This is a genomic window from Belnapia mucosa, from assembly GCF_016775475.1.
Lineage (GTDB): Bacteria > Pseudomonadota > Alphaproteobacteria > Acetobacterales > Acetobacteraceae > Belnapia > Belnapia mucosa.
In genome coordinates this window covers 363,960-382,319 of record NZ_JAEUXJ010000001.1, presented here as the reverse complement: position 1 = coordinate 382,319, position 18,360 = coordinate 363,960, and the positions used below count along the sequence as shown (strand labels likewise).

General features: G+C 68.9%; 18 protein-coding genes. 10 read left to right on the top strand and 8 right to left on the bottom strand.

All coding sequences use genetic code 11. From position 1 onward, the window contains the following. The first annotated feature begins 17 nt into the window (after nucleotides 1-17). Genes JMJ55_RS01815 through JMJ55_RS01805 form a run of 3 tightly spaced genes read left to right on the top strand, consistent with a single transcriptional unit; the run spans nucleotide 18 to nucleotide 3,846 of the window. On the top strand, nucleotides 18-1,343 hold the full coding sequence (locus tag JMJ55_RS01815) for an ABC transporter substrate-binding protein (protein ID WP_202823774.1): 1,326 nt from the start codon (nucleotides 18-20) through the stop codon (nucleotides 1,341-1,343). An 11-nt stretch (nucleotides 1,344-1,354) separates the two neighbouring features. Further along, nucleotides 1,355-2,224 carry a phytanoyl-CoA dioxygenase family protein gene (locus tag JMJ55_RS01810; RefSeq protein ID WP_202823773.1) on the top strand — a complete coding sequence of 290 codons (870 nt, stop codon included), beginning with the start codon at nucleotides 1,355-1,357 and terminating at the stop codon, nucleotides 2,222-2,224. Between the two features lie 20 nt (nucleotides 2,225-2,244). Beyond that, nucleotides 2,245-3,846: a GMC family oxidoreductase gene (locus JMJ55_RS01805; protein WP_202823772.1), complete on the top strand. Its 1,602-nt coding sequence runs from the start codon at nucleotides 2,245-2,247 to the stop codon at nucleotides 3,844-3,846. 39 nt (nucleotides 3,847-3,885) lie between these two features. Here JMJ55_RS01805 and JMJ55_RS01800 read toward each other — a convergent pair whose 3' ends face one another. Genes JMJ55_RS01800 through JMJ55_RS01790 form a run of 3 tightly spaced genes read right to left on the bottom strand, consistent with a single transcriptional unit; the run spans nucleotide 3,886 to nucleotide 7,515 of the window. Further along, nucleotides 3,886-6,162 carry a xanthine dehydrogenase family protein molybdopterin-binding subunit gene (locus JMJ55_RS01800; RefSeq protein ID WP_202823771.1) on the bottom strand — a complete coding sequence of 759 codons (2,277 nt, stop codon included), beginning with the start codon at nucleotides 6,160-6,162 and terminating at the stop codon, nucleotides 3,886-3,888. Next, a complete protein-coding gene (locus tag JMJ55_RS01795) occupies nucleotides 6,162-6,641 on the bottom strand; it encodes a (2Fe-2S)-binding protein (RefSeq protein WP_202823770.1) in 480 nt (159 codons plus the stop codon). The genes JMJ55_RS01800 and JMJ55_RS01795 overlap by 1 nt, the downstream gene beginning before the upstream one ends. A 4-nt stretch (nucleotides 6,642-6,645) precedes the next feature. Next, entirely contained in the window at nucleotides 6,646-7,515 is an 870-nt protein-coding gene (locus JMJ55_RS01790; protein ID WP_202823769.1) for an FAD binding domain-containing protein, read from the bottom strand. Nucleotides 7,516-7,825: 310 nt separating this feature from the next. Between JMJ55_RS01790 and JMJ55_RS01785 the strand changes: the two genes are divergently transcribed. Both JMJ55_RS01785 and JMJ55_RS01780 read left to right on the top strand, forming a co-directional pair. Beyond that, the gene (locus JMJ55_RS01785; protein WP_202823768.1) at nucleotides 7,826-9,058 is read left to right on the top strand and encodes a virginiamycin B lyase family protein; all 1,233 of its coding nucleotides are present in this window, start codon (nucleotides 7,826-7,828) and stop codon (nucleotides 9,056-9,058) included. Nucleotides 9,059-9,256: 198 nt separating this feature from the next. Further along, nucleotides 9,257-10,126 carry a LysR family transcriptional regulator gene (locus JMJ55_RS01780; protein WP_202823767.1) on the top strand — a complete coding sequence of 290 codons (870 nt, stop codon included), beginning with the start codon at nucleotides 9,257-9,259 and terminating at the stop codon, nucleotides 10,124-10,126. Nucleotides 10,127-10,129: 3 nt separating this feature from the next. Here JMJ55_RS01780 and JMJ55_RS01775 read toward each other — a convergent pair whose 3' ends face one another. Beyond that, on the bottom strand, nucleotides 10,130-10,681 hold the full coding sequence (locus JMJ55_RS01775; protein WP_202823766.1) for a carboxymuconolactone decarboxylase family protein: 552 nt from the start codon (nucleotides 10,679-10,681) through the stop codon (nucleotides 10,130-10,132). 44 nt (nucleotides 10,682-10,725) lie between these two features. After that, nucleotides 10,726-11,715 (bottom strand): LLM class flavin-dependent oxidoreductase, encoded by a 990-nt coding sequence (locus tag JMJ55_RS01770; protein WP_202823765.1) that lies wholly within the window; start codon nucleotides 11,713-11,715, stop codon nucleotides 10,726-10,728. A 238-nt stretch (nucleotides 11,716-11,953) separates the two neighbouring features. On the opposite strand from JMJ55_RS01770, the gene JMJ55_RS01765 reads away from it, so the two are divergent. The 3 genes from JMJ55_RS01765 to JMJ55_RS01755 are packed head-to-tail and all read left to right on the top strand — an operon-like array spanning nucleotide 11,954 to nucleotide 14,512. After that, nucleotides 11,954-12,739 carry an alpha/beta fold hydrolase gene (locus JMJ55_RS01765; RefSeq protein WP_202823764.1) on the top strand — a complete coding sequence of 262 codons (786 nt, stop codon included), beginning with the start codon at nucleotides 11,954-11,956 and terminating at the stop codon, nucleotides 12,737-12,739. Between the two features lie 11 nt (nucleotides 12,740-12,750). After that, the gene (locus JMJ55_RS01760; protein ID WP_202823763.1) at nucleotides 12,751-13,722 is read left to right on the top strand and encodes a Bug family tripartite tricarboxylate transporter substrate binding protein; all 972 of its coding nucleotides are present in this window, start codon (nucleotides 12,751-12,753) and stop codon (nucleotides 13,720-13,722) included. 40 nt (nucleotides 13,723-13,762) lie between these two features. Continuing rightward, nucleotides 13,763-14,512, top strand: coding sequence for an alpha/beta fold hydrolase (locus JMJ55_RS01755; RefSeq protein ID WP_202823762.1), 750 nt, complete (start codon nucleotides 13,763-13,765; stop codon nucleotides 14,510-14,512). A gap of 3 nt (nucleotides 14,513-14,515) precedes the next feature. Here JMJ55_RS01755 and proC read toward each other — a convergent pair whose 3' ends face one another. From proC to JMJ55_RS01740, 3 genes are all read right to left on the bottom strand, one after another. Then, on the bottom strand, nucleotides 14,516-15,331 hold the full coding sequence (gene proC / locus JMJ55_RS01750) for a pyrroline-5-carboxylate reductase (protein ID WP_202823761.1): 816 nt from the start codon (nucleotides 15,329-15,331) through the stop codon (nucleotides 14,516-14,518). A gap of 38 nt (nucleotides 15,332-15,369) precedes the next feature. Next, nucleotides 15,370-15,873, bottom strand: a complete 504-nt coding sequence (locus JMJ55_RS01745; RefSeq protein ID WP_202823760.1) for a type III secretion system chaperone family protein — start codon at nucleotides 15,871-15,873, stop codon at nucleotides 15,370-15,372. Nucleotides 15,874-16,093: 220 nt separating this feature from the next. Then, complete coding sequence (locus JMJ55_RS01740; protein ID WP_202823759.1) at nucleotides 16,094-16,471, bottom strand: accessory factor UbiK family protein; 378 nt, start codon at nucleotides 16,469-16,471, stop codon at nucleotides 16,094-16,096. A gap of 94 nt (nucleotides 16,472-16,565) precedes the next feature. On the opposite strand from JMJ55_RS01740, the gene rfaD reads away from it, so the two are divergent. Both rfaD and lgt read left to right on the top strand, forming a co-directional pair. Beyond that, complete coding sequence (gene rfaD / locus JMJ55_RS01735; protein WP_202823758.1) at nucleotides 16,566-17,546, top strand: ADP-glyceromanno-heptose 6-epimerase; 981 nt, start codon at nucleotides 16,566-16,568, stop codon at nucleotides 17,544-17,546. Then, nucleotides 17,546-18,352, top strand: coding sequence for a prolipoprotein diacylglyceryl transferase (gene lgt / locus JMJ55_RS01730; RefSeq protein ID WP_202823757.1), 807 nt, complete (start codon nucleotides 17,546-17,548; stop codon nucleotides 18,350-18,352). Before rfaD ends, lgt begins: the two co-directional genes overlap by 1 nt. Nucleotides 18,353-18,360 lie beyond the last annotated feature (8 nt).

Here is an 18,360-nt window from a genome sequence, read left to right as displayed (position 1 = left end):
GTGGGACGGAGACGGGCATGCAACCGATCATCGGGCGTCGCCAGGCCATGGGCCTGGCGGCCGGGATGTTGGCTGGGGCAGCGCTGCCGGCGCGGGCCATTCCCATGGCGGATGTCCCGCCACCCCGCATCGCGCCGGAAGCGGGCGCCCGGCTGCGGGTGCTGCGGCCGGCGAAATACATCGACCCCGATGAGGCCGTCTTCAATCAGAACACCCGCCGCTTCACCGAGCAGACCGGCATCGAGGTGCGGATCGACTATGTGAACTGGCCGGACATGCCGGTCCAGGTCGCCGTCGCCTTCAATACCGGCAAGGGCGCCGATGTGCTGATCGGCTTCGGTGCCGATGCGCATATCTATGCCGACAAGCTGCTGGAGGTCTCCGACCTCGCCGAGTATCTCGGCGCGAAATACGGCGGCTGGTACGACTTGGCGAAGGTCTATGGCCAGCGCTGGCAGAGCAGTGCCTGGCTCGGCCTGCCCATGGGCGGGACCACCGGCCCCGCCGTCTATCGCCGGTCCTGGGTCAAGGAGGCCGGCTTCGACGGCATTCCGAACGATCTCGGCGAGTTCCTTCGCCTTTGCCAGCAGCTGAAGCGTATCGGCCATCCCTGCGGCTTCCCGCTGAGCCATGCACCCGGCGATGCGCCGGGCTATGCGAACTGGCTGCTCTGGTCGCATGGCGGAAAGCTGGTGGATGAGGCGGGGAAGATCGCCCTCGACACGCCGGCGACGCTGCGGGCGCTGGAGTATGCCCGCGCCATGCAGGAGACGATGATCCCGGGGACCATGGGCTGGAGCGGGGTCAGCAACAACCGCGCCTTCATCGGCGGCGAGATCGGCCTCACCCAGAACGGCGTCTCCGTCTATTATTCGCTGAAGACCTCCACCGACCCGGCGCAGAACGCCATCGCCGCCGATACCGAGCATGCCGAGATGCCGCATGGCGCGGCTGGCAAGGCGCCGGAGACGGCCCTCACCCTGGTCGGCATGGTGCCGCGCTATACCGCCGTGCCGAATGCGGCCAAGGCCTATCTCCGCTTCATGATGGAAGCGGAGCAGTACGACCCCTGGCTGACCGGTTGCCTCGGCTACTGGTCGCAGCCGCTGAAGGCCTATGGCGAAAGCGCGGTCTGGGCGTCCGACCCGAAGCTCGCCGTCTACCGCAGTGCCATGGATACGCCCTTCTATGAGGGCTATGCGGGCCCGATCACCCCGGCCGCCGGGGCCGTGGCCGAGAATTGGGTGCTGGTCGACATGTTCGCCCGGGTCGCCACCGGCGAATCCCGCCCGGCCGATAGCCTGCGCGAAGCGGTGCGCGCCGCACGCCGCTGGTATCGTTGAGGGAGGAACCGATGCTCACGGATGCCCAGAAGCGCGAATATGACGAGGTCGGTGCCATCGTCGTGCCCGATATCCTCTCGCCGGAGGAAGTCGCCGAGCTGCGCCGCGTAACGGACAGCTTCGTCGAGCGTGCCCGCGACGTCAGCACGCATGACGCGATCTACGATCTGGAGGACAGCCACACCCCGGCCATGCCTCGCGTGCGGCGCATCAAGGCGCCACATCTGCATCATCCGGCCTATGCGGCCTTGGTGCGGCACCCGCGCATCATCGCCGTGCTGCAATCGCTCTGGGGGCCGGATATCCGCTTCGATACGGCGAAGCTGAACATGAAGTCGGCCGGCTTCGGCGCCGCGGTGGAATGGCACCAGGACTGGGCCTTCTATCCGCATACCAATGACGACCTCGCCGCCGTCGGCGTGATGATGGACGATATGGAGCCGGAGAACGGTCCGCTGCTGATCGTCCCCGGCAGCCATAAGGGGCCCGTCTTCGACCACCATGCGGAGGGGCGCTTCTGCGGCGCCATGGACCCGGCCAACCATGACGTGGACTATGCGAAGGCCGTGGCCCTGACCGGCAAGGCCGGCTCGATCACCGTGCATCATGTGCGGGCGGTGCATGGCTCGGCGCCGAACACCTCGAACAAGGAACGCCGGCTGCTGCTGTTCCAGTTCCGCGCCGCCGATGCCTGGCCGCTGCTGGGCTTCCCGGAGGGGATCGAGGCCTATGATGCGCTGATGGCGGCGGGCCGGTCGAGCCTTTCGCCGCGGCTCGCCGATGTCCCGGTCCGCCTGCCGTTGCCGCCGGCCGACAAGCAGGGCTCCATCTACGAGAACCAGAAGGGGCTGAAGCGGAAATTCTTCGAGGCGGCCGAGTAGCGCCGGCATACACCACCAGGATGCAAACCTATGACTATATCGTGGTCGGCGCCGGCTCCGCCGGCGCGGTCCTCGCCAACCGGCTTTCGGCCCATGCGGCGAACCGGGTGCTGCTGCTGGAAGCCGGTCCACCGGGCCATCCCTGGACGCATGTCCCGATCGGCTATGCCCGGATGATCACCAATCCGGCGGTGAACTGGCTCTATTCCTCGGAACCCGAGCCGACGACCAATGGCCGCCGCCTCCCCGTGCCGCGCGGCCGCATGCTGGGGGGATCGAGTGCGCTCAACGGCCTCGCCTTCGTGCGCGGGCAGGCCCAGGATTTCGACAGCTGGGCGCAGATGGGCAATCCGGGCTGGAGCTATGCGGATGTCCTGCCCTTCTTCAAGCGCATGGAGCGCTACGAGGGCGGCGGCGACGACAGCTTTCGTGGCCGGGATGGCCCGCTGCGCGTCACCAATCCGCGGCCCTGCGACCCGCTCTATGCCGCCCTGATCGCCGCGGCCGAGGAGGTCGGGATTCCGCACAATCCCGACTACAACGGCGCGACCCAGGACGGGATCGCGATGAGCCAGGCGACCATCGCCTCCGGCCGCCGGATGAGCACCGCCGCCTGCTACCTGGCACCGGCGCGCCGCCGCCCCAATCTGCATATCGAAACCGGCGCGTTGGCCGAGGCGCTGCTGCTGGAGGGCCAGCGCTGCATCGGTGTCCGCTACTCGGTCGGTGGTGCGGTGCGGGAGGCGCGTGCGGGGCGCGAGGTCGTGGTCAGTGCCGGCTCCATCAACTCGCCCCAGCTTCTCGAACTCTCCGGCATCGGCCAGCCCGACCGCCTGCGTGCCCTCGGTATCGAAACTCGTCACGCGCTGCCGGGTGTCGGCGAGAACCTGCGCGACCACTACGCGCCGCGCACCCGCTGGGCGGTCGGCGCGCGGGGCTATACCTTCAACGATCTCGGCCGCGGGATGGGCCTCGCGCGCCAGGCGCTGCGCTTCGCCCTGACGCGGGAGGGCATGCTGGGCATGGTCGGGGCGCCGATGCGCGCCTTTCTCCGCTCCCGCGAGGGGCTGGAGGCGCCGGACCTGCTGCTCGGCTGGGTGCCGATGCTGATGGAGCCGGGTCCCAAGGGGCCGCGGCTCTCGAGCCAATCCGGCATGACCTGCTACGCGCATCCGATGCGGCCCGAAAGCCGCGGGCATATCCACATCACCGCGGCCGATCCCCGCCAGCCGCCGGCGATCCGGTTCAACTTCCTCTCCTCCCCCGTCGATGCCGAGCTGACGCTGCGGGCGATCCGCATCGCCCGCAGGATCATGGCCGCGCCCAGCCTGGCCCGGCTGCAGGTGGCGGAGATCGCACCGGGCGCAGACAGCACCGCCGACGACGAGATTCTGGACTGGGTGAAGCGGACGGCGGAGACGACCTACCACCCGGTCGGCACCTGCAAGATGGGGACGGACCCGATGGCAGTCGTCGATGCGCGGCTGCGGGTGCATGGCATCGCCGGGCTCCGGGTTGCCGATGCCTCGATCATGCCGACCTTGACCTCGGGCAATACCAACGCGCCCTCGATCATGATCGGCGAGAAGGCGGCCGATATGGTCCTGGCCGAGGCCGCCTGAGGGACGGCCCGGCTGCCGAAGCAGCCGGACCCCTGGTTCTCAGGCCTGGTCCAGCCGCTCCAGCACCTTGGGCGGCGACATCGGCAGGCTGTAGAAGCGCGTGCCGAGCGCGTCGTGGACGGCGTTGGAGATCGCCGCGAGCGGCGGCACGATCGGTGCCTCGCCCACGCCGCGCACGCCCTGCGGGTGCTTCGGGTTGGGGATCTCCAGCATCACCGCCTCGATCATCGGGACGTCGGAGCAGACCGGCATCCGGTAGTCGAGGAAGCCGGCATTCTCGAGGCGGCCCTGGCTGTCGTAGAGGTATTCCTCGCTCAGGGCCCAGCCGATCCCCTGTACCACACCGCCCTGGATCTGGCCCTCGACATAGCTGGGATGCAGCGCCCGGCCGACATCCTGCGCCGCGGTGTAGCGCAGCACCCGGATGATGCCGAGATCGACATCCACCTCGACATCGACGACATGGGTGGCGAAACCGGGCTCGGCGCCCGCGGTATTGAGCTGAACGCCAGCGCCGATCGGCCCGCCGGTCTCGCTCGCGCGCGCGGCGAGATCGGCCAGGGTCAGCGGCGGGAACTGGCCGGCATTCGGGCCGGCCGGCCGCGCCTCGCCATTCTCCCAGTGCACCGCCTCGGGGTCGATCTTCCAGATCTTCGCCGCGCGCTCCTTCAGCTGGCCGATCACTTTCTCGGCCGACTGCGTCACCACCATGGCGGAGGCGAAGGTGACGCGGCTGCCGCCGGTGAGGTTGCTGTAGCCGATGCTGGCCGTGTCGCCGATCAGCACCGACACTCGGCCGTGGTCTACACCCAGCAGTTCGGCGGCGACATTGGCGATCGAGGCGCGGGAGCCGCCGACATCCGGATGGCCGGTGGTGACAACCACATTGCCGTCCTCGGTGATGTTGACCTGGGCGCTGCTCTCACCGCCGGCATTGTACCAAAAGCCCGAGGCGACACCGCGGCCCCGCTTCACGCCGGGGCGGGGATTCTTGTCGAGCGGCGCCTTGTAATGCTCGTGCGTCTGGATCGACTCGATCGTCTCCTCGAAGGTCACCTTGGTGAAGGTCGCGCCATAGGCCGCCTTGGTGCCGGACCTGGCAGTGTTCTTCAGGCGGATCTCCAGCGGATCCATGCCGAGCGTCTCGGCGATCTCATCGATCACGCATTCGGCCGCATAGGCCCCGAGCGGCGCGCCCGGCGCGCGGTAGGCGGCGACCTTCGAGCGGTTGGAGACGACGTCGTAGCCGACCGAGAGCACATGCGGGATGTCGTAGGGCGCGAAGGCGCAGCCGACCGGCCCGCGCAGCGGCCCGCCCGGCAGGCAGCCCGCCTGGATGTAGAAATCCCCCTTGGCGGCAACAAAGGTACCATCCTTTTTCGCGCCGATCTTGACGGTGCTGAAGGAGCCGGAGGTCGGGCCGGTCGCCCGCATCACCTCGTCCCGCGTCATCACCATCTTCACCGGGCGGCCCGATTTCTTCGACAGCAGCAGGGCGACGGGCTCGAGATAGATGATGGTCTTGGCGCCGAAGCCGCCGCCGATCTCGGCCGGGATCGCCCGGATATTGCTCTGCGGCACGCCGGTCAGCAGCGAGGTCATGGCGCGAACCATGAACTGGCCCTGACTGCTGCTCCAGATCGTGGCGCGGCCATCCGCCGAATAGCTGACGGTGCAGGCCTGCGGCTCGATATAGCCCTGATGGATCGGCCGGGTGCGGAAGGTCCGCTCGACGACGATGTCGGCCTCGGCGAATCCAGCCTCCACATCACCCAGCTTGGCCGTCATGGTCCCCGCGATGTTGGACGGCTTGCCCTCGAACTTGGCGAAATCATGCAGGATCGGCGCGTCCGGCTTGATCGCGTCCTCGATCTCGATGACATGCGGCAGGACTTCATAATCCACCACGATCAGCGCGCAGGCGGCCGCGGCCACCTCCTCGTTGATCGCGGCGACGGCGGCGATGGGGTGGCCATGGAACAGCGCCTTCTCCCGCGCCATCACGTTGCGACACATCCAGCGCATGTCCTGGATGCCGAGCATGACCGAGGTCTCGATGGGGAAATCGACGATGTCCTTCGCCGTGACCACCGCCTTCACGCCCGGCAGCGCTTCCGCCTTCGATGTGTCTATGGAGCGGATGCGTGCATGAGCGTGCGGGCTGCGCAGCACCTTGCCCCAGATCATTCCGGGCATGGCGTTGTCGGCCGCGTAGCTGGCCCGGCCGGTCACCTTGTCCGCGCCATCCGGGCGGATGGTGCGCGTGCCGATCCACTTGTTGTCCTCAACCTGCAGCTTGTCGGTGACGACGTTCATCAGACGGTCTCCCGCATTTCGGCGGCGGCTTCCATCACCGCGCGGACGATTTTGTCGTAGCCCGTGCAGCGGCACAGGTTGCCGGCCAGGCCGAAGCGTACCTCGGTCTCGGTCGGGTTCGGGTTCTTCTCCAGCAGCGCGCGGGCCGAGATCAGCACACCCGGCGTGCAAATGCCGCATTGCAGCGCGGCCATCTCCAGGAATTTGCGTTGCAGCGGGTGCAGGGTCTCGCCCTGGGCCATGCCCTCGATGGTGGCGATTTCGGCCCCCTCGGCCTCGACCGCAAGCACCAGGCAGGAACAGACCAGGCGGCCATCAACGGTGACGCTGCAGGCGCCGCAATCGCCGGTGCCGCAGCCTTCCTTGGTGCCGGTCAGGCCCAGCGTGTTGCGCAGCACCTCGAGCAGGCTCTGGTTCGGCTCGCAGAGGAACTCCACCGGCTCGCCATTGATGCTGGTGGTGATATGGGTCTTGGCCATGGCGTCAGTTCCCCCCGGCGCGTGCGGCGGCGATGGCAACGGTGCGCTTCAGCAGCACGCCGGCGACCTTGGTGCGGTAGGCGATGGTGCCGCGCTTGTCGTTGATCGGCTTGCAGGCGGCGCGGCAGGCGGCGGCGGCCGCTTCCAGCGCGGCATCGTCCAACCGGCTGCCGATCAAGGCCTTGCCGGCTTCCTCCACCAGCAGCACGGTCGGCGCGACGGCGCCGAGGCCGATGCGGGCAGCCGTCACCACGCCGCCCTGCAAGGTCAGGTTCGCGCCGAGGCCGACCACGGCGATGTCCATCTCGGTGCGCGGGATCATGCGCAGATAGGCGTCGGAAGACCCGGCCGGGCGCGGCGGCAGGGTGAAGCTCACCAGGATCTCGCCCGGCGCCAGGCTGGTGCGGTGTGGTCCGGCCGGGACGGCTTCTACTGGCATGCTGCGGCGGCCATTCGGGCCCTGCACGGTGACCACGGCGCCGGCCGCGATCATGGCCGGGACGCTGTCGCCGGCTGGCGAGCCGTTGCAGAGATTGCCACCCGGCGATGCCCGGCCCTGCACCTGCTTGGAGCCGATCAGGTTGATCGCCTCCAGCACGCCTGGCCAAGCCTTGCCGAAGCTCCCATGCTCGGCGAGCGTCGTGCCGGAGACGGCGGCACCGATGCGGAAGCCACCCTCGGCGGTCTCCGCGATCTCGGTCATTTCGGTGATCTTCTTGATGTCGACGATGAGCCCGGGCCGCACGATGCCGGCGCGCATCTGCACCAGCAGGTCGGTGCCGCCGGCCAGGATCCGGGCGGACCCTTGCGCCGCGGCAAAGGCGCTTACCGCTTCGTCGAGCGTCTGCGGCGCCACGTATCGGATGTCCGTCATTCTCGCTCCCGTGATCGTTGCCAATCCCTGGCCTGTCCGGTCGCCACGGGGTTGCCACCCTGGCAGATGCAGGCCTTTGTAACGAGGCTACGACGGCCAGCGCGGCTGGCATAGTCCCCCGGTATGGGATCCGGATTGGGCTGGTGGAGGCAGGGCGCGATGCAAGGCCCTTCCCCAGCGACGCGACGATGGCCGATGATCTCTTGTGGAATTAGCGGCTGTCGCACAGGCCCAGGAGGAAACGGAGATGGCGACGCGGTCAGGAGCAGGACGGATCCCACGCCCCGCCCGGCAGCAGGCGCGTCGTGGGATGGCGAGGCTTCTCGCGGCTCTCGCAGGGCCATGGCTGGCCGCCACGGGTGCCCTGGCGCAACACGCCGGCCAGGATCTGCCGGAAGGGCCAGGCCGCAACACCGTCCAGGCCATTTGCGGAGGCTGCCACGAGATCGGTCGGATCCGGGCCGGCTATACGCCGGAGGGCTGGCACACGGTCATCCGCATGATGCAGAATTTCGGTGCACCAATTCCGCCGGAGGAGGTGGCTGCCGTCACCGAATACCTCACCCGCAGATTCCCGGAGCGCCCGCGGCCGCCAGCCGCATTGGTCGCGGGCCCGGTTCAGGTGGAGATCCGGGACTGGCCAGTCCCGACGCCTGACTCCCGGCCGCATGATCCGATGGCGGCGCGGGACGGGTCGATCTGGTACACTGGGCAGCTCGCCAATACCCTCGGGCGCGTGGACCCGAAGACCGGGCAGGTCCGGGAATATCCGGTGAACCCGATGACAGGCCCGCATGGCCTGATCGAGGACCGCGAGGGCCATATCTGGTTCACCGGCAATTTCTGCGGCCTGATCGGCCGGCTCGACCCGCGCACCGGCGCGGTGACCGAATACCCGCTGCCCGACCCGGAGGCTGGCGACCCGCATACCTTGGTCATGGATCATGACGGCCTCATCTGGTTCAGCGTGCAGCGCGGCAACCGGCTCGGCCGGCTCGATCCGCAAAGCGGTGAGATCCAGCTCGTCACCGCACCGACACCGAATGCGCGACCCTATGGCATGGCGATCAATTCCCGCGGCGAGATCTGGTTCGTGGAGTTCGGCGCACCGAAAATCGCAACCATTGATCGCGCGACCATGGCGATCCGCGAATTCTCCCTGCCCAATCCGGGCGCGCGGCCTCGCAGGCTGGCGATCGGGCCGGACGATGCGGTCTGGTACACGGACTATGCCCGCGGCACCCTCGGGCGGCTCGATCCGGCGACCGGCCAGGTTCAGGAATGGCCCTCACCGAGTGGAACCCGCTCGGCGCCTTACGGCATTGTCTTCACCCAGGGCGCAGCCTGGTACAGCGAGTCCGGACCAACCCCGAACACCATCATTCGCTTCGATCCGGAGACACAGGCTTTCCAAAGCTGGGCGATCCCGGGCGGCGGCGACATCGTGCACAATATGGACGTCACGCCGGATGGCAACCCGGTGACGGCGAACAGTTTGGTCAACCGGGTGGGTCTCGTCGAGATCCGCCGGGGCGCACGTTAGGTCAGCCCTCGGCCGGCCGAGCCAAGCAACATTGAAGGCAGTGTCATGTTGGCGCCTCGATCACGCGCCAACCTCCCGGACAGGCCTAATGCACCACCCGTGGGCTATACCGTCCCCGTCCAGGACCAACGAGGCTGCCCATGCCCGCCCCGCTTACCACTGACTTGTCAGCCTGACCGGCTCGCCATGGACAAATTCATGGCCCTCACCATCTTCGCCCGCGTCGTGGAGCAAGGCGGCTTCACCGCGGCGGCGAAGAAGCTCGGCCTCTCGCCCTCGGCGGTCACCAAGACCATCGCACGGCTCGAGGATCAACTCGACACCCAGCTCTTCACCCGCACAACGCGGCGGCTGCGCACCACCGATGATGGCCAGGGCTTCTACGAACGCTGCGTGCAGATTCTGGCTGAGCTCGAGGATGCCGAGGTCACGCTCGCCCGCGGCAGTGCCGTCCCACGCGGCCGCATCCGCGCCGTGCTGCCGTTGAGCTTCGGCCGGGTGACGCTGATGCCGGAATTGCCGCGCTTCACCGAACGCTACCCCGATATCGTCCTGGAGCTGCATTTTAGCGACGGCCCCGTCGATCTCATCGCCGAGGGCTTCGACTTGGCCGTCCGGACCGGCGGCATCACCGATTCCCGGCTGACGACGCGTCTCCTGACACGCGGGCCCCAGGTGACGGTCGCGGCGCCAAGCTACCTCGCCCGTCACGGTGAACCGGCGACGCCGGAGGCGCTGCGCGACCATAATTGCCTGATCAGCCGCTTCGGCCCGGAATGGAGCTTCCGCGGCCCCGACGGGCGCCCCTTCACGCTCCGGGTGCGCGGCAATGCCGTGATCAATAGCGGCGACGCCCTGCGCGAGGCGGCCGTCGCCGGCACCGGCATCGCCCAGGGCACCTGGTGGCTCTACCGCAAGGATCTGGAGCGCGGTGATGTTCGCGCCTTATTGCCCAATTATGCGCTGGAGGGTGCGCCTGTCTCGCTGCTCTACCCGGCGCAGCGTCACGTGCCAGCGAAGTTGCGGGCGCTGATCGACTTCCTCGTGCAGATCACCCGAGCGGGCTGAAACCTACGCCCAGGGCGCGGTGAAGGGCGGCGACGGCGCCACCTGGAACACATTGAGCTGCATCGCCAGCAGGCTGTAATAGCCGACCAGACCGGTGAGCTCGACGGTGCCCTTCTCGCCGAGCAGCGCCTTTGCGGCGGTATAGGCGGCCTCCCCCACCTGGCCGGTCCGCAGCAACTCGCGGACGAAGCCGACCACCACACGGTCGGGCTCGGCGTCGAAGGGAATGGCCGCGGCGCCGCTGCCGATCGCCTGGATCACCGCCTCCGGCACGCCCTGCTTCGCCGCGATCGGGGCATGCGCATACCATTCATAGGCCGCCTTCCAATGCTCACCGACACAGAGGATGGCGAGCTCGCGCAGCCGCATCGGCACGCTGCACTCGTAGCGGATGAAGACGCCCAGCTGCTCGACCCGCGAACACAGATCGGGGCTGCTGATCAACGCCGTGAAGGGTCCGCCGACGCCACCACGAGCCCCGCTGGCGATGCGGTCCCAGACCGCCTGCTGTGCCGGATCCAGCGCCTCGCGCGTCGGAGGTATCAGGCGGGCCATAGGGCGTTCCTCTCTTCCGTGACATCCAGCCAGGATCGCGACCGCTATTCGGCCGCCGCCCTCAGGCCCGTCGCAAAGGCCGGCATGACCTCGCGCGCGAAGCTGCGCAGATTGTCCACCGAGGCATTCGGATCGACCAGCAGGATATTGGTCGCGCCGACGGCTTCGAGCTGCCGCAGGCGGGCGATGATTTCCTCCGGCAGGCCGAGCAGCGGCGCCGTGTCCTCCTCCACCCGATCGGCCAGCTTGCCGCGCGCCAGATCGCCGATGACACCCACGACACGCCGGCGGGTTTCATAGGCCGCGGCGCGCTCCGCCTCCGAATGGATCATCTGCAGGGCACGCGCGGTGCCGACCATGGTCGGCTGGAATTCGCGCCCGACCTTGCCGCATTCCTCGCGATACAGCGCGATGCGCTCGCCGATCTGCTCCACCGAGGCCAGCTGGTCGAGCAGCAGGTTATAGCCCTCGCGGGCGGCACGGCGGATGCTGTCGGGGCTGCCCGCGGCTAGCCAAAGTGGCGGATGCGGCCGCTGCAGCGGCGCCGGCTCGACCAGGATGTTCTCGTAGTTCCAGCGCTTGCCATGATGGCTGAAGCGCTCCTCCGAGGTCCAGGCGCGGCGGATGACCTCGACCGCCTCGTCGAAGCGCTCGGTCGCCTCCTCGATCGGGATGCAGAAGGCGTCGAATTCCGCCCGGCGATAGCCCTTGCCGACGCCGAAATCGAAGCGCCCGCCGCTGAGCAGGTCGAGTGTCGCCGCCTGCTCGGCCACCAGCACCGGGTTGTGCCAGGGCAGGACGACCACCGCCGTACCGAGGCGGATATGCTGGGTCCGCGCTGCGAGATAGGCCAGCAGGGTCATGGAGGCTGAGACCTGCCCCTGCCCGGTCGAGTGGTGCTCGACCATGAACATGTGGCGGAAGCCCAGGCGGTCCGCCTCGATGACATAATCGATGAAGGCCTGGTAGCCCTGGCTGTCCTCGATGCCGACGCTGCGCTTGGTCCGGGCGCCCCCGAACAATCCGAAATGCATGCCTAGGCTCCCTGCCATGACCGCCGCACCCGATCATGGTGGAGAGCCGGTCCCTGGAAGGAAAGGCCTTAATCGGCAATTCACCCGTGACGCCTAGTCTGAAATCGCTCCGGCCAGATCCCGCCGGGATTTCGGACCTGCCGTCACAGATCTTGTGCTGCGCCGGGGGTAGGAAGCCCGGTCCAGCCTGCCGCATGCTCGGGTCCAAGCAAGGTAGCCCCGCAGGGAGGAGAGCGTGATGGAGTGGAAGCCGCAGCCGCTCGGCATCGAGGGCGTCACCGTCCACCGCCGGGGTCAGGGACAGCCTCTGGTCCTACTGCATTGCCTCGGCCAGAGCTGGCGCTTCTGGGATGTGCTGGAGCCGCTGGCCGATCGCTACGAGCTCATCGCCTATAGCCTGCCCGGCCACCACGACACTTCCCTCCCCGCCGGGCAGTATGACCAGGAGGCGACGACCGCGCAGCTCCACGCCCTCATGCAGCGCGAGGGCATCGGGCGGTTCCACCTCGCCGGCATCTCCATGGGCGGCAGCCTCGCCGTGCATTTCGCCGGCACCCATCCGGAGCTGGTGGACCGACTCATCCTGTGCGACTGCACGCCCCGCTATAACGAGGAGAGTCGCGCCAACTGGCCGGTGCGCGCCGGCATCGCGCGGGAGAAGGGCGTTGCGGCGCTCATCCCCACGCTGCTGCCGGTCTTCTTCACCGTCGGCAGCATCGCCGAGGATGGGCCGAATGTCCGGCATGTGCGTGAGACCTTCGCTTCCTGCAGCGGCGAAGGCTATGCGCTGGCCTGCGAATGGCTCTCCATGGTCGATGCGCGCGAGCAGGCGAAGCGCATCGCGGCGCCGACGCTGATCATGCTCGGCTCGGAAGAGCGCGAGGCCTTCAAGGAGGCGGCGCAGTGGATGCGTGCGAATATCCCCAACAGCCACGGCATCGTCGAGGTGCCGATGGCGGGGCATGCCTCGGTGCGCGAGCGGCCGGATTTTGCCGTTGCGCAATTCCGCGCCTTTCTCGGCTGAGGCGGGCGGCCATGCGGCGGCGAGCCCTGATCGGCGGCGGCCTCGTGCTGGCGGCGCCACGCATTCTCCGGGCGCAGTCGGATTGGCCGGGCAACCGCCCGGTGCGGCTGATCCAGCCGAGCCAGGCCGGCAGCCCGGCGGATGTTTATGCGCGGCTGCTGGCCGAGCATTTCGCCCGCGTCTTCGGCGGCACCTTCGTGGTGGAGAACCGGGTAGGCGGCACCGGCAGCATTGGCACGGCGGCGGTGGCGGCCGCGCCGGCGGATGGATGGACGCTGCTCTTCACCTCGAACACCTCGCATGTCGTGGCGCCGCTGGTGCTGCGCGGCCTGCCCTACGATCCGGTGAAGGATTTCGTGGCCATCGCGGGGCTCTACCACTACCCGATGCTGCTGATCGTGACCCCAACCATCCCGGCGCGCACGACAGCGGAATTCGTCGCCTGGGCGCGGGCGCGGCCGGGCGGCGTGAATATGGCGAGCGTCGGCATCGGCAGCGTCGGCCATATGATGGCCGAGCGCTTCCATCTCCGCGCCGGCTTCCGCCGGGAACACATCCCCTATCGCGGCGGACCCTCGGCCGTGCTGGCGGTGAGCCAGGGCGAGAGCGACTACATCTTCGATAATATCGGCAATTCCGGCGCGCTGCTGCGGGAGGGCCGGCTGCGTGGCCTCGCCGCCACCGGCCGCGCCCGGCCAGGCCCCATGCCGGAGGTGCCGACCCTCGCCGAGGAGGGGTATCCCGGCTTCACGGAGGATGTCTGGTTCGGCATCTGGGGTGCGGCCGGCCTGCCCCGCCCCTTCGTGGAACGCATCAACGCCGAGGCGAATCGCTGGCTCGATACGCCCGATATCCGCCGCCGCATGGCCGAGGCTGGTCATGAAAGCCTGGCGGGACCGCCTGAGGCGATGCACCAATACTGGATGGAGGACCGCCGCGGCTGGGTGGAGATCGTTCGTGAGACCGGCGTGACGGTGGAGTGATCGCGTCCGATCGCGCGGCCATGCTGATGGGAGGACCCCGATGCCCTTCTTGGACCGGCCGGATGGCAGGATCGCCTACCAGACCCATGGATCCGGCTTTCCTGTCCTGCTCTTCGCGCCGGGCGGGCTGCGGTCCCGGATGGAGATGTGGGCCTCCCCCTTCGGAAGTCCGCCCCGACCCTGGGTGGACTGGACCCAGGCGCTGCCGGCGGCAGGCTTCACGGCAATCGCCATGGACCAGCGTAATGCCGGGCGGTCCCGGACCGAGATCAGGGTCGACCATGGCTGGCACAGCTATGCCGCCGACCATCTGGCGCTGATGGACCATCTGGGCTTCGAGCGCTTCCATGTGCTTGGCGGCTGCATCGGCGGCAGCTTCTGCTTCAAGGCAGTGGAGGCGGCCCCGCATCGCGTGACCTCGGCAGTGCTGCAGAATCCGATCGGCCTGCATCCGGAGCATCCGGACTATTTTCCGGACAGCCATGCAGCCTGGGGCGAGGAACAGCGCCAGGCTCGGCCCGAGCTGGATCCGGAGGCGATCGAGGCCTTCGGCCGAGCCATGTGGGGCCGGGATTTCGTCTTCTCGGTCGATCGGGCCTTCGCCCGCGCCTGTCCGGTGCCCACCATGCTGCTGCCGGGCACCGACACGCCGCACCCGGCGGCGATCAGTGCGGAACTGGCGGAGCTCCTGCCTGGGGTGGAGGTGCTGGCGGACTGGCGCGGCCCGCAACACCTCGCGGCCCAGGAGAAAGGCGTCGTCGCCTTCCTGCGGCGCCACACGCCGGGGTAAGGGCTACCCGCCGAGTTCGCGCGAACGATCGGTGGCGGCGGCGATGGCACGGGACATCAGGGCGGGCCAGGCCTCGCTCGCCATCAGCACCGCCAGCGCCCGTTCGGTCGTGCCCTTGGGGCTGGTCACCGCCTTCCGCAGCACGGCGGCATCCTCCGTGCTCGCGGCCAGCAGCGCGCCCGATCCGGCGACGGTGGCGCGGGCCATGCGGCGGGCGAGGTCGGGCGGCAGCCCCTGCTCGATGGCCGCCGCCTCCATCACCTCGGCGAGGAGGAAGACATAGGCCGGCCCGCCGCCTGAGACGGCAGTGACCGGGTCGATCAGCCCCTCCTCCTCGACCCAGGCCACCTCGCCCACCGCAGACAGAAGCCGGTCCGCCAGCCCGCGCTGCGCCGCGCTCACGCCCGGGCCAGGGAAGGCCACGGTGAACCCGCGGCCGATGGCAGCCGGGGTATTCGGCATGGCGCGGATCACGGTCGCCGATTCGCCCAGCAGGGCCCGCATGCCGGCGGTGTTGCGCCCGGCCATGATCGAAAGGAAGAGCGTCTCCGGCCCGGCATAGCGGGCGAAGGCGGGCAGCGTCGCCGCCGCCTCCTGCGGCTTGATCGCCAGCACCACGGCGCCGGGGCGGAAATCCGCCGGCACGGCGGAGGGTTCGGCCACGACCCGCACCCGACCGGCATAGGGGGCGGCGGCCGGCGCATGCGGCTCCACCACGACGGCATCGGTGAGGCCCCGTTCCATCCAACCGGCTAGCATGGCCCCACCCATCTTGCCGCAGCCGACCAGCAGCAGCGGCGGCAGCGCATCAGCGCTCATGGCGCGACCCTCCCCCAACGAATCAGGGGCTCAGGCTGTCAGGCCTCGCCGACGCAGTCCAGCATGGCGGCCTGCAGGGCCTCGGCCGGCGCCTTGCCGCCCCAGAGGACGAATTGGAAGGCGGGGAAGAAGCGCTCGCATTCCGTCAGCGCGATATCGACCATGTCCTCCAGGCTCTCCGCGCTGGCGCCGGGGGCGCCGCGCAACAGGACGGAATGGCGGAAGACCGGCATGCCATCGTCCGAATCCAGGCCGAAATGCCCGATCCAGAGCTTCTCATTGGCCAGCGCCAGCAGCTCGTAGAGCTTGGCCCGCCCCTCCGGCGGCACCTTCATGTCGAAGGCGCAGGAGAAATGCATAGCGCTGATCTCCGACGACCAGGAGAAATAGAGCCCGTAATCGCACCATTTGCCCGGCGCCTCGGCCGCCATCTCGCCATCCGAGCGGCGCTCGAAGACCCATTCATTGGCCGAGACGATCTGTTCGAGGACATCGAGGGGGTTGGTCGCCGCTTCGCGCTCGAGGGCCAGCAGGCCAGACATCGCGCACCTCCTCTTCGGTCTGCGGCCGCCCCGATCTGCCCGATATCTTGGGTGAATCGATCGATCGGGACCACCAGGGATAGACTAGGCAGGTGCGGAACGCCGCCGCAAGGGCGACGGTTGCTCAGCCGTTTCCCGACCGCACGAAAACCTTAGAATGGAGTTGCAGAAAGGCGGCGCCGTCGGGGATGCGCCGCCGGGCGCACCCCCGAATATGGTCTCAGCCCCCGCCGATGGGCGGCGGGTTCTTCATCGTGCCCTCGATCGGCGGGGGCTCGTTCGGCTGCTGCGCCGGCGGGTCCGCCACCGGCAGCTCCGGCGTGCCGGTGCCGAGCTTCGCCTCCAGCATCGCCACCCGCGCCTCCAGCGACTCCTGCGCCTCGCGGGCACGCCGGGCCAGCTCCATCGCGGCGTCCAGCTCCTCGCGCTTCACCAGTTCCAGCCGCTGGACCATCTGGTCGATCTGGCTGCGGACCACCGCCTCCATCTCGGTCCGGACCCCGGCCAGGGCCGAGAAGGCACCGCCGGCCACCCCGGCCAGATCGTCGAACAGCCCGCCGCGCTTCCGGCCGCTGCCGCCACCACTCGTCTCGTCCATGACCTGCTCCCCTTCACAGCCTGCGTCGCCGCGGCCTATACCCCCCGCCGCCCGGCGCCACCACGCGTCGCGCCGAAACTCGGGGGTCGCGAGGATGTATCTCGTCACCGGCGGCGCCGGTTTCATCGGCTCCAACCTCGTCGCCGCGCTCTGTGACCGCGGGGCGGAGGTGATGGTGGTCGATCGCCTCCGTCAGGGGGAGAAGTGGCGGAACCTGGCGAAGCATCCGATCGCCGGGCTGATCCCGCCCGAGGCACTGGAGGAATTCTGGGCCTCCGCCCCGCCGCTGCAGGCGGTGCTGCATCTCGGCGCCATCAGTGCCACCACCGCGACCGATGGCGACCTAGTCGCCGCGACCAACCTGGCGTTGCCGCTCCGGCTCTGGTCCGGCTGCGCCGAGCGCGGCATCCCCTTCATCTACGCCTCCTCCGCCGCGACCTATGGCGACGGCGAGCAGGGTTTCGAGGACGATGCCTCACCCGAGGCCCTGGCGCGGCTGCGGCCGCTCAACCTCTATGGCTGGTCGAAGCTGGCCTTCGACCGGCGGGTCGTGGACCTGCTGCGCCGCGGGCGGCCGGCGCCGCCGCAATGGGTGGGGCTCCGCTTCTTCAACGTCTATGGCCCGAACGAGGCGCATAAGGGCCGGATGGCCAGCGTCCTGTTCCACAAATTCCAGCAGGTGATGCGCGGCGAGCCGGCGACGCTGTTCCGCTCCGACCGGGAGGGCATCGCCGATGGCGACCAGAAGCGCGACTTCGTCCATGTGGACGATTGCGTCGCGGTGATGCTCTGGCTGCTCGACAACCCGCAGGCCTCCGGCCTCTTCAACCTCGGCTCCGGCCGCGCCCGCAGCTTCCGCGACCTGGTCGGCGCCATGTTCGCCGCCATGGGCCGCGCGCCCGATATCCGCTACATCGACATGCCGCAGGATCTCCGCGGCAAATACCAGTATTTCACCGAGGCGCCGCTGGACCGGCTGCGCGCGGCAGGCTTCAACGCGCAGATGACGCCGCTCGAGGAGGGGGTCCGCCGCACCGTGCAGGATTTCCTCATGCAGGACGACCCGTACCGCTGATGCTCCTCGCCATCCCCTTCCCGGTCATCGACCCGGTGCTGGTCCAGATCGGGCCGCTCGCCATCCGCTGGTATGCGCTGGCCTATATCGCCGGCATTCTCGGCGGCTGGTGGCTTGCCCGCCGGCTGGTCGCGCTGCCGCCGCAGGTCGCCACGCGCGAGCAGATCGACGATTTCGTCACTTGGACGACGCTCGGCATCATCCTCGGCGGGCGGCTCGGCTATGTGCTGTTCTACCGGCCGATCCACTATCTCACCCATCCGCTCGAGATCTTCGAGGTCTGGCAGGGGGGGATGAGCTTCCATGGCGGCGCGCTCGGCGTCATCATCGCCATCTTCCTGTTCTGCCGGCAGCAGCGGCTCGATCCGCTGGGCTTCGCCGACCGGGTGACGGCGGTGGTGCCGATCGGGCTCTGCCTCGGCAGGCTGGCGAATTTCATCAATGGCGAGCTCTGGGGCCGGGTCAGCGACGTGCCCTGGGCCATGGTCTTCCCGACCGGCGGGCCGGAGCCGCGGCATCCGAGCCAGCTCTATCAGGCGGGGATGGAGGGCATGCTGCTCTTCATCCTGCTGCAGGTGCTGGTCCACCAGCCGGCGATCCGGGCGCGGCGCGGCTTCGTCTCCGGCGCCTTCCTGGCCGGATATGGCGTGGCGCGCTTCATCGGCGAGTTCTTCCGCCAGCCGGATGCCTTCCTCGGCTTCCTCTTCGCCGGTGCGACCATGGGGCAGTTGCTGTCGCTGCCGATGATCCTGGTCGGCGCCTGGCTGATGCTCCGCGCCAAGCCGGCGCGGGAGGCCCTGGCCTGAGCACCCCC

What these genes read in the sequence shown, in the direction of transcription:
- JMJ55_RS01755 (WP_202823762.1), top strand. Translation starts at nt 13,763, where the DNA reads ATGCCCTTCTTGGACCGGCCGGATGGCAGGATCGCCTACCAGACCCAT.
- JMJ55_RS01740 (WP_202823759.1), bottom strand. Translation starts at nt 16,471, where the DNA reads ATGGACGAGACGAGTGGTGGCGGCAGCGGCCGGAAGCGCGGCGGGCTG.
- JMJ55_RS01745 (WP_202823760.1), bottom strand. Translation starts at nt 15,873, where the DNA reads ATGTCTGGCCTGCTGGCCCTCGAGCGCGAAGCGGCGACCAACCCCCTC.
- JMJ55_RS01780 (WP_202823767.1), top strand. Translation starts at nt 9,257, where the DNA reads ATGGCCCTCACCATCTTCGCCCGCGTCGTGGAGCAAGGCGGCTTCACC.
- proC (WP_202823761.1), bottom strand. Translation starts at nt 15,331, where the DNA reads ATGAGCGCTGATGCGCTGCCGCCGCTGCTGCTGGTCGGCTGCGGCAAG.
- JMJ55_RS01805 (WP_202823772.1), top strand. Translation starts at nt 2,245, where the DNA reads ATGCAAACCTATGACTATATCGTGGTCGGCGCCGGCTCCGCCGGCGCG.
- JMJ55_RS01790 (WP_202823769.1), bottom strand. Translation starts at nt 7,515, where the DNA reads ATGACGGACATCCGATACGTGGCGCCGCAGACGCTCGACGAAGCGGTA.
- rfaD (WP_202823758.1), top strand. Translation starts at nt 16,566, where the DNA reads ATGTATCTCGTCACCGGCGGCGCCGGTTTCATCGGCTCCAACCTCGTC.
- JMJ55_RS01800 (WP_202823771.1), bottom strand. Translation starts at nt 6,162, where the DNA reads ATGAACGTCGTCACCGACAAGCTGCAGGTTGAGGACAACAAGTGGATC.
- lgt (WP_202823757.1), top strand. Translation starts at nt 17,546, where the DNA reads ATGCTCCTCGCCATCCCCTTCCCGGTCATCGACCCGGTGCTGGTCCAG.
- JMJ55_RS01810 (WP_202823773.1), top strand. Translation starts at nt 1,355, where the DNA reads ATGCTCACGGATGCCCAGAAGCGCGAATATGACGAGGTCGGTGCCATC.
- JMJ55_RS01775 (WP_202823766.1), bottom strand. Translation starts at nt 10,681, where the DNA reads ATGGCCCGCCTGATACCTCCGACGCGCGAGGCGCTGGATCCGGCACAG.
- JMJ55_RS01785 (WP_202823768.1), top strand. Translation starts at nt 7,826, where the DNA reads ATGGCGAGGCTTCTCGCGGCTCTCGCAGGGCCATGGCTGGCCGCCACG.
- JMJ55_RS01770 (WP_202823765.1), bottom strand. Translation starts at nt 11,715, where the DNA reads ATGCATTTCGGATTGTTCGGGGGCGCCCGGACCAAGCGCAGCGTCGGC.
- JMJ55_RS01765 (WP_202823764.1), top strand. Translation starts at nt 11,954, where the DNA reads ATGGAGTGGAAGCCGCAGCCGCTCGGCATCGAGGGCGTCACCGTCCAC.
- JMJ55_RS01795 (WP_202823770.1), bottom strand. Translation starts at nt 6,641, where the DNA reads ATGGCCAAGACCCATATCACCACCAGCATCAATGGCGAGCCGGTGGAG.
- JMJ55_RS01815 (WP_202823774.1), top strand. Translation starts at nt 18, where the DNA reads ATGCAACCGATCATCGGGCGTCGCCAGGCCATGGGCCTGGCGGCCGGG.
- JMJ55_RS01760 (WP_202823763.1), top strand. Translation starts at nt 12,751, where the DNA reads ATGCGGCGGCGAGCCCTGATCGGCGGCGGCCTCGTGCTGGCGGCGCCA.